This is a genomic window from Bacillus sp. SD088 (assembly GCF_017355205.1).
GTDB lineage: Bacteria > Bacillota > Bacilli > Bacillales > Bacillaceae_C > Lederbergia.
On the sequence record NZ_JADIJK010000032.1, the window covers coordinates 1 to 16,747 of the forward strand.

Here is a 16,747-nt window from a genome sequence, read left to right on the forward strand (position 1 = left end):
CATGGCTGGCGCCGTACCCTTTTCCGAATTTCTTAGCGTTTTGGGAACGGCCGTGGCTGACGCTGTTACACTTTCTTGAATCTATCCAAATTACCGTCACGACCACGCTAAGAATCTCCATTTTTTGAAGTTCTTTCAATTTCCAAGCTCAGTTCTCTTTAAAAAGCAAAAAGGGAATTTCGTATCGAAACATGATACGAAATTCCCTTTTTCCTAGAGGTGTTTATGAATTCTTTGATGGTAGTATGGCTTCTATTATTTTACTGTTCCACCTTGCACAGATTTGGCGACCATCACCATTTCTTCAGGCGTTAAGTCAGATGATACAAGCAAATAATCTACACCTTGGTCTGTCCAACTAATCGATCCTTCTGTCATCGCTCCGATCGAAAAGCCAAAGTCAACCATTTCACCGCTTACAGGGACTACTTCCATGGAAGTGGTCAGGCTAATTTCAGAAGGCTCTTGGAAAATCGTAAATGATTTATCTTCCCCAGCGTATGTTAGGATTACTCTTTTCCCATTTTCTGTTGAGACTTCTGTCTCATCTTGAAGCTCTACCCCAGGAATCTCTGCCAGTGAATATTTTACAGAGAAATCATCGCTATCACTGTTACTTACACTTTGGAGCACAGGAATATCCAATTGAGCGCTTGTCATATTTTTCTTCGTATCAAAAGCATTGGAATCAAATTTGGCATCAAACTCAAATTTTGAAAACTCGACTGTGACAACAGGAGTTTCGTTGCTATCCAAAACTTTAACACTAGTAGGTTCTAATGTTCCCTTTTTTAAGGTGATTTCTTGAGATGGAAGCATCTTGCTATTCTGGTAACGCGTTTTTGTATTGAAGACAAATTGATCCTTACCAGCCTTAAAGGTTGCTTCTTTGTCTTCAAGGATATCTTTCACAAGTGACTCAAATAAATAAGCTTGGCTACTGTTTTCAGGCCATTCACTTTGAAAACGATAGCTCTTGTTTAATGCCGGAGTTAACACAAACACACCGTTTTTATTACGCAAAATCATTTGGCTTTGATCTTTTTCTTCATTTTTTAAATGAACACGATAATTCCCCGGCTTTTCGTGCCAAACATCGATATTATAGGTTTGGGGCTCATCACCAACTGTTAAAGTCATTTTCGCCTCAGCTTTATAACCCTTTAATTCTCCTATCTTTTTATCTAAAGATGCTGTGACATCTTCCTGTGATTTTGCACCACAAGCAGACAGGACCACAATTGACATGAGCAATAACCCAAATATCCAAAACCCCTTTCTCATTCTTTCAACCCCTTCTTGTCCTATTTGACCATGAATAGAAGAGAAAAGATTGCCGTGAAACCATTGATCTTACACTGTTTATCCTAGCGACCGTCCCGCTCAGATGTAGTCATCATTCCACAGACGAATCTCATCTCTCCCAACGCATTAAAAATATATGAGACAAGTATAAGGATTAGACCTGATTTTCTTAAAAACTAGTCTTCTTCGATAATAACTTGAGCCGCTGCATATTGCTCAGTATGAGTAATAGAGAGATGCGCTTTTGCAAACACCGGCTTCTTAATATGGGGCTTTCCCAATGGATCTGGAAGGATTTCAATATCTAAAAAAGAAAGATGCACACCAATCCCTGTTCCCTTTGCCTTTGCATAGGCTTCCTTTGCCGCAAAACGACCAGCGAGAAATTCTAGTTTTCTTTTATCTCCTAATGTAAAATAAAGCTCTCTTTCAGCATCTGTTAAAATTCTGAAAGGAAGTCTCTCCTGTCTCTCAGACACCTTTTCTAGCCTTTTGATTTCCACAATATCTAGTCCAATCCCAATGATCATTGCCTTTTCTCTCCCTTCTAAAATAATTCGCCGCAGCGTATGTATAGTACAAAAGTTGTTCTATTTTCTTCCATGCTTTATGCTAAAGGTAAGTGCTTATTTTTCAAAGTTGAATTAAAGAATGGGGTATCTAGCTCTGACATCCCCGTCATAACCAGGGATTTAAAAGATACATCAATGTCTATCATATATATTTTATGTTGCCAAACATAAAATTACTTCCATCTATGTTTCCCGTCATTCGAAAGGAGTGTAAAAAGTATGTTCGTTAGAACAGAAAGCTTTAAGCAATTTCTAAAATTATATCCGATTATTTCAACGATTATCGCCATCCAAATTATTTTATTTTTAATGCTGAACCTTCCTATTTTCCCAACAAATTTATTATTCGAATCGTTAGCTGGAGTGAATTTGTTTATTCGGGAAGGTGAATGGTGGCGTTTAATTTCCCCTATTCTTGTACATGTTAATTTTACCCATCTGCTCTTTAATTCTTTTTCGCTTGTGTTGTTCGGACCCGCTCTTGAAAAAGCATTAGGAAAGCTTCCTTTCATCCTTGTTTATTTTCTTAGTGGAATTGGGGCCAATCTTGCTACTCTTTTGATCCACCCACCTAATTACGTCCATATTGGCGCTAGTGGGGCAATCTTTGGCTTATTCGGTGTTTATTTAGCCGTTATTTTATTTAAAAAAGAATATATGCCTAAGCAAGGTAAACAGGTGATTCTACCCATCGCTTTGATTAGTGTGATCATGACTTTTTTCACTCCAAATGTCAATATTACTGGGCATATTTTCGGCTTACTAAGCGGACTGTTAATCGGCCGCATCCTACTTCATTTTCGTCCAATACGTTTTTAACCATGGGATTGTCTATTATGGGAAAGGCTGTCAGCATATGGTTGCTGGACAGCCCCTTTTCCCCTACTATGATTCCGGATTTTGCGCTTTTACATTGTCTTGTTTAGGTGTAGTGTTCGGCAAATACCATTTGTAAATTTTTTGTGCATCTTCCTCTTCTAGATGTTTCACTACAGCCACTCCTCCACCTCTACTCATCACAAAAGTTCCGATTGTCGCTAAATGCGCTCGTTTTTGGAACCAATTTACAGAGTAATCAAGTGATTGGATGCGGTTTTTTTGCAGGTAAACAGTATGTTGCTGAATGTCCCTATATCGTAAAACAAGCTGGTGACCTGTTACTTTCCAAGCAGCTGAACGATACTGCAGCACGCCCCATCCCCACATAAGTCCTATTAATAATATAGCCAAGAGGCCATAGGGCCATAGCCAGATGGATAAACCAATTGTCACCAATGTCATGATCACCGATTTGATAAAGAAATATCGTCTTTGTGCCCGCTTAGGTGCTGAATGATATTGCTCTTCAAATATATATTCAGGAAGTCCTTCCTGTAATAATCGCGGAATCTCTCTTTTCTTTACAATTGGGATTAAGACACCATCTGTTTTATTTTCATCTAGGATCGATCCACCGGCGTATTCAACTGAAACACTCGCGTATCCAAACGGCTGTCTAAAAATACTCTCTGAAATTTTCAAAGCCTGAATACGACGGACCGGAATCGTGGTTGTTCGTTTTTCTAATAGCCCACGCGTAATCACTAGTTCATCATCGACTAAACGCAAGGTAAAATCATTGTATTTTAGATATGCCCAGACAACAGACAGCATCCAAACAATGAAAAGGCCAGCAAGGACAAGCACGATGATCAGAAGAAAACCTGTTTTTATGATATCAGCCATTTCATTAAAGACTTCATCAAAAGGTATAACATCCGCGAATTGTCCAGCAAATGCCGCAACCGCTGCAATAATCACTCCCGCTCTCCCTGAGGTGGAAGCAAAGAACAATAGTTGTTTACGAGTAATTTTATACAGAACAAGGCCCTTTTCTTCCGTTTCCTCTCTGCCCGTATCTTCATTTTCTACAGGGAGCTTTCCGGTTGATTTTGCTTCTGCAATCATTTTTCTAATCGCCGTTGCTTCGTCTTTCTTAATAGCTGTCATGTCAGCTTCTGCCTCATCCACACTTCCTGCAGCCGTTTCGACGGTCACCTTCACTAAGCCGAGCGGACGATGCAAAATCGTCTCAGAAAAATCAAGACTTTGAATTCTTTCAAAAGGAATATATCGTTTCTTTTTCACAAACAGGCCATGTTCAATTCTTAATTCATTATCCTCTAGTCGATATGTATAACGAATCCATTTAATAAAGCTTGATATAAAGATGGATAAAAGCAAGAGAGCGACGAAGAAATAGGGACTCCAACGTATCCAGACGTTATCAGATGGATCTTTAAAGAAGAAGATAAAAAAATAAATAGCGATAGGAACAATTACGTCTTTAATACTTTTTATAATCGTCAATAAGATCATAATAGGGTGAAGTCTTTTTGGTTCAGACATCATCTTCCGCCACCCTTGCTAAGCGCGAGATCGCATGGCGCATCTCTTCTGCCTCCTGTAAATCAACAGCTGGAATTTCATGCTGTGTCGCTGCGGTTGAAATTTGGATCGTGGCTAAACGGTATTTACGAAGTAACGGTCCCTGTGTCGTGTCTACATGCTGAACACGTACCATTGGAACTAAAGTACGAGTGATGATAAAAATGCCGTGTTGTAATTCAATTTCCTGCTCTCGCACTTCATAGCGCCAACGTCGCCATCTAATCGTTGGGATCGTGAAAACATTGAGGATCGTTAACACGACAAAGAGTCCTGCTGCAATATAGACGATCCATAGTGGCCAATTTAAAAAGTAAAAGGCAATGGCTCCTCCTATCACGACAAGCAGTATAATAATCGAGTAAATAGCACCAGTGATTCGCCATACCTTTAAACCACGTGCAGAAATTTGCTTTGCCGGTTGTTCCATATTCATCGTTTAACCTCCCTTTCATTGACTCCTACTTAGATATACGTTTTCCCGCGAAATATAGTTTCAAATTATTGGGGTGAAAGATATCTTTGAATATGCATAAGAAAAGCGCAAGCGCCTTGCTCAGCCCCGACAAGCAAATGTTCTGAGACAAGAAAAGTCCGGTTTTGACTTTTATTGGCTCAGGTTATTTGACCTCGAGGGGCTAGGCGCTGGAGCTAGATCAAAACACTAGCCAAAATTTTATACTTTCTTATCTTTGAACAAAAGCGCAAGCGCCCGTTTAGCGACGTACAAACTTTTTAGGGTTCTGACGAGATAAAGGAAACACCATGAGCTTGGAAAGCGAATGGATGTTGACTTATCGTAGGAAGAAACCGAAAGTTTGCTAGTCGCTGGGCGCTGGAGCTGGATGTCAAGCCGCAACGTAAACAGTTATCCACATGCCAAGAATTTTATAGTTTCCTTAACAACAAGAAAAGCGCAAGGCGCCCGCCTATCGGCGACAAGCAAATGTTCTGAGCCAAAGAAAGGCGTTCTTTGCCTTTCATTGGCTCAGGTTATTTTCGTGGAACATCGGCTAAGGTCGCCACGTCCTGTGGCAACGCCGACGGACTCGCTCCTGCGAGCCTCGAGCCGATGGCGCCTGGAGCTAGACACCAACCGCAAGGTAAACTGTTATCCACAAGCTACAATTTTATAATTTCCTAAACGATAAAAAAAAGCAATCGGTTTTGGCCCGATTGCTTTTTTATCCATACTAGGCACAGAGGACTGTGATTTATTTATGATCGCTTACCATTTTTAGCGAGGCCTACAGGATGTAGGTCAGAACGGCGTGGCGGTTGTCGTCGCGTCGTCCATCCTTATTCTGATGCTTCCGCTTTTCATTTGTCCAGCTGCAACGCCTAGCGACTAGCAAATTTACAACTTCTTCCTGCGATAAGTCAACATCGGCTCATTCTTCGCCGTGTTGTCTAGCTACAGACGGCAAGAGCTCGAGACTCGAAGGATGCGAGTCCATCGGTGTTGCGACAGGACGTCGCGTTTTTAACCGATGTTCCGCTAAATAACCCTGAACCGCCGAAGGGGAAATTCACCCTTCCTCGGTTCCGGAACATTTGCTTGTCGCTCCTAATCAGCAGTCTTTCGCATTTCACTTTTCCTTTATCTTGTCAGAAGTCTTTAAATTTGTACGTCGCTGAACAGTCGTCTCCGCTTTTCGTTTTACCGACGTCCACTTCTTCGTTGGGGCTTGCGGTTTCCTTTATAGGATTGTGAACTTGATTTTCCGCGACGATTACGATTTCCGCCGCCACTACCGTTACCGCCACGATAGGAATCTCGTTTTGATGGTAGTGGTCTTTCTTCGGTAATATGAACCGGTGTTTTATCAGGTTCCTTGGTAATAGTTTTTAATGCTGCTGCTACAATCGTCACAGCATCTTGATATTCAGTAAGAAGTTCATTGGCCACTACTTTATATTCATCAAGTTCGCCTTCTTTAATGACCTCTTCTATTTTTTCCATGGTCATCCGTTGCTGACCTACTAATGCTTCGTCCCAAGTTGGCGGGCGCATTGGCTGCATCCGTTTTTTAGTGGTTTGTTCCACAATGCGGAGATATCCCATTTCACGTGGACTTACAAAGGTAATCGCCATACCCTCTTTTCCAGCACGTCCAGTTCGACCGATTCGGTGAACATAACTTTCAGGATCTTGAGGAATATCATAGTTATATACATGTGTAACACCAGAAATATCTAATCCACGAGCAGCTACATCAGTCGCTACTAGCACATCAATTTTTCCTTCTTTAAACTTTCCAAGAACAGACAAGCGTTTTGCTTGGCTGAGGTCACCATGAATCCCTTCCGCTGCATACCCTCTAAGTGTAAGAGCATTCGATAGCTCATCCACACGACGCTTTGTACGGCCAAAAACAATCGCAAGCTCAGGGGATTGAACATCAATCAAGCGAGCCAGAACATCGAATTTTTCTCTTTCGTGAACTTTAACGAAATATTGTTCGATGGATGGAACCGTCATTTCCTTCGCTTCTACTCGGATCGTTTCTGGGGATTTCATAAAACGTTCGGCGATTTTGCGAATCGGATTTGGCATGGTTGCAGAGAAAAGCAATGTCTGTCTTTCATCTGGAACACTTTCTAAGATCGATTCAATATCCTCAATAAATCCCATATTCAACATTTCATCCGCTTCATCCAAAACAAGAGTGTGAACTTGATCTAGCTTCAGCGTTTTTCTCTTAATGTGGTCCAAAAGACGACCTGGGGTTCCCACAATAATATGCGGACCTTTCTTTAATGCACGAATTTGGCGTTGGATATCTGATCCGCCATAAACCGCTAATACACGAGCTCGTGCATCTTTTCCAATTTTAAATAATTCTTCTGATACTTGTATAGCAAGCTCCCTTGTTGGGGCAATAATAATTCCTTGCACATGCGAACTTCTTACATCAATCTTTTCGATCAATGGAATTCCGAATGCCGCTGTCTTTCCTGTACCAGTTTGCGCCTGCCCTATTAAGTCTTTTCCTTGCATGCTTAATGGAATGGTCTTTACCTGTATTGGTGTTGCTTCCTCAAAGCCCATTCGATTAACTGCTTTTAAAAGCGCTGGGCTTATATTCAAATCTGCAAACTTCGTCAATGCTTCTCAATCTCCTTTGATTCTTTCAAATTGAGACACTTTTGTCTCACTACTTTATTTCCCAGTCCCTTTGCCAAAAACATCCTTAAGAACTTGGTTCAATGCAAAAAATTGTAAACGATGCTGATAATTTTATCATTAAATGTGAATGAATACAATTTTACACAAATAAAAACTTCCATTTTAACAATAAAACGGTTATTTTACTATGGATTCAATCACTTCTTCTAATTTCGCTCCACGTGATGCTTTAAAAAGAATATATTCTTTCCCGTTTATTTTTTCCGTTAATTTTTTAATTAATTCATTTTTCTCGGTAAAATCAAATACTCGATCCTGAGGAAAATGTTTGCGGGCCCCTTCAGCGATATATTTCCCAAGTTTCCCATAAGTGAAAACATATTTTATCGATTGTGGATTTAATTCATTCCCGATCTGGATATGATAGTCCCGTTCCTGTTCACCAAGTTCAAGCATATCCCCTAAAACAACAACTCGGTTATGGTTGTCTCCCATTGTTGCAAACATTGAAAGCACTGCACGCATGGATGTCGGACTGGCATTATAAGAATCATTTAAAATTTTCGTTTCTTTTATTCCATCATGCCACTCCATTCTCATATTCGACAATGCCACTAATTTTAATCCAGTGTTTATCAAATCAGAGGAAATGGCAAATTCCTTGGCAGCACTTATAACAGCTAAAGCATTCATTACATTGTGGATTCCAGCAATTGGTAGAAAAAACTGGTCATCTTCAACCGTAAATTCGCATCCCTTTTCGTCCACTTTTATGTTTTCAGGATGTATGGTATTGTTTGGTCTTTCTCCAAATGTTTGTACACGCACGTTTGGCAGCTGACCTATTTTATCCTGTAAAAGTGGCTCCTCACCAGGAATAATTAATAATCCATTCGCTGTAAGACCGTCCACGATTTCAAGCTTAGCCTCAGAAATAGCCTCTCTTGAGCCTAAATCAAGTAGATGAGCTTCGCCGATATTAGTAATAATCGCGACATCCGGTTCAGCTATTTTCGAAAGCAGAGAAATTTCCCCCTTATTACTCATCCCCATTTCTAGAATGGCTACTTCAGTATCTTCCGCCATATGGAGTAAGGTATAAGGCAAGCCAATATGGTTATTAAAATTACCCTCTGTTTTATGAACCCGGTATTTTTGAGAAAAAACAGCTGAAGCAATATCCTTTGTTGTTGTTTTTCCATTGCTGCCCGTAATTCCAACTACTTTGACTGGCATTTGTGTTCGATAAGCATGGGCCAATTCCTGTAACGCGGCTAATGTGTCCTCTACCATCAAAACAGGTATGCCTTCAGGTGGATAAGGCATATCTCTTTGCCATAAAACAGCTCCCGCTCCTTTAGCAATGGCCATTTCAACATATTGATGTCCATCTGCTTTTTCACCTTTTAACGGAACAAAGAGATTCCCATCTTTAATCATTCGCGTATCAAAGGCAATCCCTTGAATCGATTGCTCTTTATATTTCGTTACATCATTTTCTACCTTCATCATGGTAGCCAATTGTCCTACCGTTCGTTGTATCATATGGATCCCTCCATTAAAGTACGTGTTCAAAAAGGAAGATAAAAGAAACAAGCCGGCTAAGAGCGCTGACGTCAACCGCAAACGTCCGTGCATCTAAGTTCAAGGCAGCTCAGTTTCGAGCAGCAGACTTGCACAGGGTGTGCTGATTTCTACATTGCTCACAGGACGTGTCAGTATTTAGTCGAAGATCATTAATCTTGCAGTGTCATTTTTACCGCGGCCTGCAGGAAGCAGGTCACAAAGGCGTGGCGATTGTTGTCGCGAACTTAGCCTTTGATCCTTTTGAACATCCTCTTAAAGCAAAGCTGTCCTAACGATCATAAGCGCTAGGACAGTTGCATCTTGCTGGTTAATATCACTAATTTGCTTGGGACGTTACTGGTCAAATGTATGGGTGATGCTTTGTTGTTCTTTATGTCGTTCTAGCGCAAGCTGTACGAGACGCTCAATGAGTACTGGATACTCTAGACCGGTGTGCTTCCATAAAAGCGGGAACATGCTGACAGGGGTGAAGCCCGGCATCGTGTTCACTTCGTTAATCAAGGTTCTTCCTTCATTGGTGATAAAGAAGTCAGCGCGCACAAGTCCAGCACAATCCAACGCTTGGAAGGCTCTTGTTGCCATGTTTCTAATTTCCGTATACTGTTCAGCGGAGATGTCAGCTGGAATAATTAAATCTGTATGAGCATCAGCATATTTTGCTTCATAATCATAAAACTCACTCTTAGGAGCAATTTCACCCGCAACAGAGCATTCAGGAAAATCATTACCGAGTAATCCAACTTCAATTTCTCTGGCCGTTACGCCTTCTTCTACAATAATTCTTCGATCATATTGGAACGCAGCGGAAAAGGCCTTTTTCAATTCTTCCCGATTTTCACATTTGCTGATTCCGACACTTGAACCAAGATTCGCTGGTTTTATAAAACACGGATATCCAATTTCTTGTTCCACTTGTTCATAACTTCGGGTTGATGAAGCTTCCCATGAGCTTTTCGTAAACCATATATAGTTTACTTGATCTAAACCTTCTTGCGCAAATAAGTTTTTCATAATGACTTTATCCATACCTGCTGAGGAAGCAAGGACTCCATTTCCCACATAAGGTAGGTTTAACAATTCAAGCATTCCTTGCACAGTACCATCCTCTCCATTCGGTCCGTGCAATAAGGGGAACACAACATCCAGCGTTTGTTCCTCATTAGAGGAAAGAATCGTGGATAAAGCGTTCGAACCTTTCACTTGAACAGTTTGTTCAAATTGAAGTGCCTTAATCGTTTCAACAGGTTCCAAAAGCTCAGGCCCTTTTCTCCATTCTCCTTCTTTCGTAATAAAGATCGGGTGAATCGCAAATTTTTCTGTATCCAAAGCTTGAATCACTGCTTTTGCGGTTTGTAGAGAAACCTCATGTTCTGCTGATTTGCCACCGTATAATAAACAAAGATTAATTTTCATCAAAAATCCTCCATCATTTTACAATATCTTTTATTTTACCATGGATGCCTTTGGAATCTAAATATTTTCTAATAGCGTGTATTTGACATAGGTAACCATTTTATCGAACTTTTTGAACACATATTTATAGTATATGGGCAGAGTTTTGAATCGTACCGTAAAAAGACGTAAAAAAGGTGGAGCCACTTGTAAGTAGTTCCACGTTAATATTATATCACTTGCATTTGAGTCAGTGATTGCCATTCCCCCGTTTTTCGATCTAAAACAATCTTGCCATCAGGATATTTGTTCTTCGATACGTCCTCAAATTCTGTTGTCATTGAATCCATATCAAAAAAATCTCCTACCACCCAGACGGGTATCTCTATCAGGGAGCGGTTGCGATTCGCCTTTTCAATCGAAATGACCACTCCCTCTTTCATCTCATTTGTAAAAGAGCGAAGAATCTTTCCGGGAACTGAAGGCATAAGCTTTTTCTTACGAAAATTTAAAAATGAAACTTCTCGCTGCTGGGGTGTTTTTTGAGAAATCACAGCCCCCAACATCGTATAAAAAGGCTCCCAAGACTGATAATATGTTTTATTCAACCAACCATCGTCTCCTGTAAGATAGACAATTTGGTTCTGAAGCTTTCGATAAAAGGGTTGTTTTAAATGGTCCTTAAAATGACCCAAGTATAAAATTTCAGCTACTTCCTGCCCGCTTAGCTGGTTAAGACTTTCTTCTCCTGTAAAATCTAACCAACAGAAATCTCCGTAACCTTGCACATCATCTGCCGAAAGCTTTTTCAACGTATCCTCATCTACATAATCAAGCAAGGTATGCATGTTGAAATGACATTCTTCAAATTTATGGCGAAGTAATAAGAGATTCGACAAATCCAGAGGAATTCCAGCAATAAATTGAGAGAAGGAAATACCTGAAGATAGTACAAAACGATCAGAGTCGTTCATATGAATATAAATATTATTTTGATTCTTTATAGGATTATTCAAAAAACAACCCCCATCCTCATCCTCATCGTTGAACTATGCCCATATCTGCATTAGATACTCTTTATTATATCATAATAGGAAGACATACCTACATTACAAATATGTATCAAGTTGCATGAATGATGTAAACTCCTGTACCTTTGAACCTCGGAAGGTCTGCGATAAACACTTTGTATAATTCAACACCTTCTCTGATTGAAGTATCCCTTTTTGGGTAAAGTAAAAGAGGATATTCAAAAAGGGAAATTACACTTTAATTCGGGAGGTGAATTCTTGCTTTAGCATCGTTTCGCTTGAAAGCAAGATACTCCATTGATTTTTTTAAATATTTTTCTTGTCATTTTATTAATCGCCTTAACCGCTTTCTTTGTTGCATCTGAATTCGCAATTGTGAAAGTACGGAGTTCTAGAATTGATCAATTAATCGCCGAAGGTAATTCGAGAGCGATTACAACAAAAAAACTGTTAGCCAATTTGGATGGTTATTTGTCCGCTACTCAACTTGGGATTACTGTTGCAGCTCTTGGTTTGGGATGGCTTGGTGAACCTACAGTACAGACACTATTCCATCCTCTATTTGAACGGTTACCCCTTTCAGATTCGCTTGTGAAAATCATTTCATTCATCCTAGCCTTTACTATAGTTACTTTTTTCAATGTCGTAGTCGGAGAATTGGCACCTAAAACGATCGCGATTCAAAAGGCGGAACAAGCCGCTATGCTCGTAGCAGCTCCTCTCATCTTTTTTTATAAAATGATGTATCCCTTTATATGGATTCTTAACCATTCAGCCCGCTTTATCGTAAAAATATTTGGTTTTCAACTTTCCTCAGAAAACGAGCTTGCTCATTCTGAAGAAGAATTGAGAATTATCCTTTCAGAAAGCTTGAAAAGCGGGGAAATTAACCAATCTGAATATCGGTATGTGAATAGGATTTTTGAGTTTGACAATCGCATTGCAAAGGAAATTATGGTGCCAAGGGTGGAAGTTTATACAATCGAAAAGTCTGCAACAATTGAGGAAATCATGGAAACCATTAAGCATGAACGATTTACTAGGTATCCGATTATCGAGGGGGACAAAGATACGATTATTGGGCTGGTCAATGTCAAAGAGTTTTTGACTGACTGCATACATGGAGATTGTCATGGAAGTGAGCCTATCATGCCTTATGTCAAACCAATTATTCGCGTAATCGAAACAGTCCCCATCCAAAACCTATTGGTCAAAATGCAAAAAGAAAGAACCCATATGGCCGTTTTGCTCGATGAGTATGGTGGGACAGCAGGAATTATTACTGTTGAAGATATACTTGAAGAGATTGTTGGTGAAATCCGCGATGAGTTTGATTCTGATGAGGTACCGGAAATTAGAAAAATTACCGAAGATCATTATGTATTTGAAGCAAAATTACTTATTGAAGAAGTAAATAGACTACTAAATATTCACCTGATTGCGGATGAAGTCGATACAATCGGCGGCTGGTTATTGACACAAAAATATGACTTGCGAAAAGGGGATACGGTCGAAGCTGAAGGCTACCAATTCCAAGTCCAGACTATGGAAGGTTCCCACATTACGACCGTTGAGGTAAGAAAAGTGCAGGCATCCGTATAAGGTTGAACGGCTAAGATCGCGCCGTCTTGGCGGCAGACTCAAACGCGACGTCCTGTCGCTTCGTCTGCACTAGTACATCCTGTACATTGCAACGCCGTTCTAACCAACGTCCTGTTGGCCAAAAAAAAAAATAAACTAGACATGTCCAATGTATGCCCAGTTTATTTTCCCTTATGAATGTAGTTCAGGGTATTTCCGAAGTCTATCCACATTCTCAACAACCTTACTTAATTCCAGTCTAGACTTCGTTTTCGATATTTTTACACCAATCTCCGATAGACTACATATCATTTTCTGAAGTTGGTCATGATCTCTTTGCAAGAAGATCCACCTCTTTAAGATTTGACATCTTAGTTATATTTTACCTCAAATTCCAGTGACTGTATATCGTTTTTTTAAAGGTTAATCAATTTGTCAACTATTTTGTTCTAGCTTTTATTACTTTACCCAGCTTACTTGAAAATAATCACATATTATGTAAAAAAGTGCTGCTATTAAAGAGGCCGCTGAAAAAGGCCTGATAATAAATGGAATTCTATGGAATACGGTCGATTTCCGCTCTAGGCGGACGCTTTCCGGGGGCGCGTGCGGTGAGCTTCTTCTGGCCTACAGGATGTAGGTCACAAAGGCGTTGCGACGTACAAGGATGTACTAGTGCAAGCGAAACAACAGGACGTTGCTCTTTGAGCCTACCGCCAGAACGGCGCGTATTTAGCCTTTGGTCTATAGAACGCTCCTACGGGATCTCACCACGCTAATCCCCCATGAGTCACCGCCTTCCGCTACAAACAACGGTAACTGCTCATATTCAATGATTTTTCAGTGGCCTTCTATTAAATGAATCTTTTTTCCCGCTAGTTAACACAAGATAAAAACGTACATACCCTGATGTGTATGTACGCATAGTCACTGGACGATCCAGTTCTATAGAATCCAGTCCCAACATACAGATCTTAGTGATCGTAACCGCCTATCCTTTATCAATTAAGCTCTTTATATTTTTTCAATAAAGTTTCTAGCTTCAATGCTAGTCCAAGGCTACCATCCACTGTAATTTCCCTCATCATATAAGCCATTGTGCTATTAAGTTGGCCAAATAAAAGCTGTTTGAATTCATTAAAATCCATTATAAGTCTGCATTCATAGTTGTAAGGGCTTCCCTTTTCAACCGAGACTTTTCCTTTATTTAAGATCAGCTGATACGTGCCATCCATTTCCCCAGAAAGATCAAATTGATAAACGCATTCAGAGTCCTTATGTGGTTCGGGACATTCATTCATCATGCGGACAATTTGCTCCCATATCTCATCGATGGACTGATCAACAAATTCAATGGCCATGTATTTAAATCCTCCTCAATTCTTAATGCTTCTATTATAGCATGTAAGCATATACAAATACGTTGAAATGAAATTTTTCTCTAAATGTATAGTCAGAAGCGTCATCTTTTCAAGGTATTTGCAAAATCTTTTATGTGGAGAAATAAAAATAGCCTAAATGAAACTTATATGAATCGTCCTAGCGCTTACCAGCCAAAGGATTTAACGGTCCTAAAAAGGTAATTCCCTTTCGTTTCTTTTTTTTGCGAGACTCCTCGATTAAGCGAAATAATTGTTGCTCTCTTTCTCTTTCCTCTATTTTTTCTGTCAATATTTCTACTTGCTTTACAAGATGATGATTCATTTCTGTGAGAGACGCTTGTTGAACTTCTAGATCTTTTATTTGGGCAATAAATTCCTGTAAATCCTTTGATTGCGATGATGAGGAAGACTTTCTCCCTTGTCCCGCCATTAATTCTGCCGCTGATTCGACAGACATCCCTTCCTCCATTTTCTGTAACATAGAAGATAATAGCACCAGGTCTTCTTCTTTAAAAATCCGCCCATTGTTATGATGATCACGCTCAAATTCATATCCCTTTACTTCTAATAAAGCTGCATATTTTCTTAAAGTACTTACCCCGACCCCTAAATTCTTCGCCGCCTCTGTTGTAAAAATAGACTGTTCCACTGAATCTCCTCCCGATTTTCTTGTTACTCTAAAAGTTCAATGGGATTCGCTTGATTTCCTTTCTCTAAATCTGTCACTTAAAGAGGGGTTTTGTCATTCTCACTAAATAGTTTTCGCGACCTTTTTCAGTATTTTTCACTTTCAGCAATTTTTGACAGAATGCGTCTTTCCCTCACGGGTGAGAGTCATCAAAAAATTGGAGTTTTAAAAAGAGTTTAGTCAGAGGAATTTACGGAAATTATATGAATAAAAAGGAAGTGAATATAAATGAAAGTTTTAGTTGTCGGAGCGAACGGACATACGGGACGATTGATCATTGATTATATGGCTACTCATACAGAGGATCATCCGTATGCAATGATTCGGAACGAAAATCAGGAAAAGGAACTGATGAAATTGGGTGCCGCCGAAGTCATTGTGACAGACCTTGAGCAAGAAATTGTTCATGAAATCACCAAAGGGATGGATGCAATTATATTTGCAGCCGGTTCCGGTTCCCATACAGGGCCAGATAAAACAATTGAAGTCGATCAAGAGGGAGCCAAAAAGCTCATTGACTCAGCAAAAGAGAATCAGATCTCCCATTTTGTGATGCTAAGTGCAATTGGTGCGGATGAGCCTCAGGGACCGATCGAACATTACTTAACAGCAAAAAAGGAAGCCGATGATTATCTCATCAATAGCGGGCTTACCTATACCATTGTCCGTCCGGGTGGCTTAACTCATGATTCCTCAACTGGTAAAGTGGCAATCGCTGAGAAATTGGACATTGTTGATGAACGCCAAATTCCTCGTGGAGACGTAGCGCATATTCTGGTTGCCTCCTTGCATATAAAAAACACACAAAATAAAATATTTGAAGTCACATCTGGTGACAAAGACATTGAAAAAGCCTTAGAAATTATCTAATAAAGGTACCGACCCCCGAAAGTTAGATTTTTCTACTCTAACTTTCGGGGGTCGGTACCAAATCGATGGGGAATTTTTTATAAATGCATATTTAAAGGACCAAGTCGGCAACTACGCTGATGTCAATCAAAAAAACAGGGTGTCGCGAATTTAGATCCTCTATAAAGACGGCTCTTTCCTCGCTCTACCTGACCCAATTAACCATAAATGCACAAAAAATTCGACAGCTGTAATAAGGGCCGAAGTTAGAATAACACCGAAAAGTGTAGTAAATGCCCCTTGGAAAAAATAAGCAAAGGTATAGAGCATGATAGCTGACACCACAAAATCAGCAGCCAGACTTAGCCAGAACGTACCTCTTTTTAAAAGCGCAAATTCAAGTAAGGCCCCCACCACTGCCATTGTTACACCCGTTACAATTGGCTGATAAAGATAGGGAAAATAAATCCCCGGTAATACTTTTGATGCAAGGATCAGAATAATCGGAATCACAATGATCTTTAGCAAAACGTTTAGCATAAACACTTGCCTCCTTTTACCTATATGAAAAGGATGCCTATTTAAAATGAATTTATACGTTTTATTAAGGATGTTCAAAATAAGGATCAAAGGCTAAATTTGCGACAACTATCGACACGCCTTTGTGACCTACGTTCTGCAGGCCTCGGGAAATGACACTCGAGATAAATGATCTTCGACTAAGTACCGATACGTCCTGTGTGCAACGTAGAAGTCAACACAACAAGCGAAAGTCCGTCTCGAACTTTCGCCGTACAGGATGT

General features: G+C 40.0%; 15 protein-coding genes. 3 read left to right on the forward strand and 12 right to left on the reverse strand.

Annotation, left to right across the window (positions count from 1 at the left end; genetic code table 11):
• Positions 1 to 255: 255 nt before the first annotated feature.
• Positions 256 to 1,284, reverse strand: coding sequence for a LolA family protein (locus IPU53_RS21300; protein WP_207453018.1), 1,029 nt, complete (start codon positions 1,282 to 1,284; stop codon positions 256 to 258).
• Between the two features lie 197 nt (positions 1,285 to 1,481).
• A complete protein-coding gene (gene acpS / locus IPU53_RS21305) occupies positions 1,482 to 1,835 on the reverse strand; it encodes a holo-ACP synthase (protein ID WP_207453019.1) in 354 nt (117 codons plus the stop codon).
• Between the two features lie 261 nt (positions 1,836 to 2,096).
• Between acpS and IPU53_RS21310 the strand changes: the two genes are divergently transcribed.
• On the forward strand, positions 2,097 to 2,696 hold the full coding sequence (locus IPU53_RS21310) for a rhomboid family intramembrane serine protease (protein WP_207453020.1): 600 nt from the start codon (positions 2,097 to 2,099) through the stop codon (positions 2,694 to 2,696).
• Between the two features lie 66 nt (positions 2,697 to 2,762).
• Here IPU53_RS21310 and IPU53_RS21315 read toward each other — a convergent pair whose 3' ends face one another.
• The 6 genes from IPU53_RS21315 to IPU53_RS21340 all read right to left on the reverse strand — a co-directional run bounded on the left by IPU53_RS21315 (position 2,763) and on the right by IPU53_RS21340 (position 11,429).
• Entirely contained in the window at positions 2,763 to 4,268 is a 1,506-nt protein-coding gene (locus tag IPU53_RS21315; protein WP_242698484.1) for a PH domain-containing protein, read from the reverse strand.
• On the reverse strand, positions 4,258 to 4,740 hold the full coding sequence (locus IPU53_RS21320; RefSeq protein WP_396019971.1) for a PH domain-containing protein: 483 nt from the start codon (positions 4,738 to 4,740) through the stop codon (positions 4,258 to 4,260). Before IPU53_RS21320 ends, IPU53_RS21315 begins: the two co-directional genes overlap by 11 nt.
• Positions 4,741 to 5,964: 1,224 nt before the next feature.
• Positions 5,965 to 7,413 carry a DEAD/DEAH box helicase gene (locus IPU53_RS21325; RefSeq protein WP_207453021.1) on the reverse strand — a complete coding sequence of 483 codons (1,449 nt, stop codon included), beginning with the start codon at positions 7,411 to 7,413 and terminating at the stop codon, positions 5,965 to 5,967.
• 198 nt (positions 7,414 to 7,611) lie between these two features.
• Complete coding sequence (locus IPU53_RS21330; protein WP_207453022.1) at positions 7,612 to 8,979, reverse strand: UDP-N-acetylmuramoyl-tripeptide--D-alanyl-D-alanine ligase; 1,368 nt, start codon at positions 8,977 to 8,979, stop codon at positions 7,612 to 7,614.
• Positions 8,980 to 9,354: 375 nt separating this feature from the next.
• A complete protein-coding gene (locus IPU53_RS21335; RefSeq protein ID WP_207453023.1) occupies positions 9,355 to 10,434 on the reverse strand; it encodes a D-alanine--D-alanine ligase in 1,080 nt (359 codons plus the stop codon).
• A gap of 209 nt (positions 10,435 to 10,643) precedes the next feature.
• Entirely contained in the window at positions 10,644 to 11,429 is a 786-nt protein-coding gene (locus tag IPU53_RS21340) for a hypothetical protein (protein ID WP_242698485.1), read from the reverse strand.
• A gap of 312 nt (positions 11,430 to 11,741) precedes the next feature.
• Between IPU53_RS21340 and IPU53_RS21345 the strand changes: the two genes are divergently transcribed.
• The gene (locus IPU53_RS21345; protein WP_207453024.1) at positions 11,742 to 13,046 is read left to right on the forward strand and encodes a hemolysin family protein; all 1,305 of its coding nucleotides are present in this window, start codon (positions 11,742 to 11,744) and stop codon (positions 13,044 to 13,046) included.
• A 171-nt stretch (positions 13,047 to 13,217) separates the two neighbouring features.
• On the opposite strand, the gene IPU53_RS21350 is transcribed toward IPU53_RS21345, so the two are convergent.
• From IPU53_RS21350 to IPU53_RS21360, 3 genes are all read right to left on the reverse strand, one after another.
• Positions 13,218 to 13,367 carry an Lmo0850 family protein gene (locus tag IPU53_RS21350; protein ID WP_191967372.1) on the reverse strand — a complete coding sequence of 50 codons (150 nt, stop codon included), beginning with the start codon at positions 13,365 to 13,367 and terminating at the stop codon, positions 13,218 to 13,220.
• A 659-nt stretch (positions 13,368 to 14,026) separates the two neighbouring features.
• The gene (locus IPU53_RS21355; RefSeq protein ID WP_207453025.1) at positions 14,027 to 14,386 is read right to left on the reverse strand and encodes an SCP2 sterol-binding domain-containing protein; all 360 of its coding nucleotides are present in this window, start codon (positions 14,384 to 14,386) and stop codon (positions 14,027 to 14,029) included.
• A gap of 178 nt (positions 14,387 to 14,564) precedes the next feature.
• Positions 14,565 to 15,056, reverse strand: a complete 492-nt coding sequence (locus IPU53_RS21360) for a MerR family transcriptional regulator (protein ID WP_207453026.1) — start codon at positions 15,054 to 15,056, stop codon at positions 14,565 to 14,567.
• Between the two features lie 267 nt (positions 15,057 to 15,323).
• On the opposite strand from IPU53_RS21360, the gene IPU53_RS21365 reads away from it, so the two are divergent.
• Positions 15,324 to 15,965: an SDR family oxidoreductase gene (locus IPU53_RS21365; RefSeq protein WP_207453027.1), complete on the forward strand. Its 642-nt coding sequence runs from the start codon at positions 15,324 to 15,326 to the stop codon at positions 15,963 to 15,965.
• Between the two features lie 159 nt (positions 15,966 to 16,124).
• Here the strand turns inward: IPU53_RS21365 and IPU53_RS21370 are convergent, their stop codons facing one another.
• Positions 16,125 to 16,484 (reverse strand): hypothetical protein, encoded by a 360-nt coding sequence (locus IPU53_RS21370; protein ID WP_207453028.1) that lies wholly within the window; start codon positions 16,482 to 16,484, stop codon positions 16,125 to 16,127.
• Positions 16,485 to 16,747 lie beyond the last annotated feature (263 nt).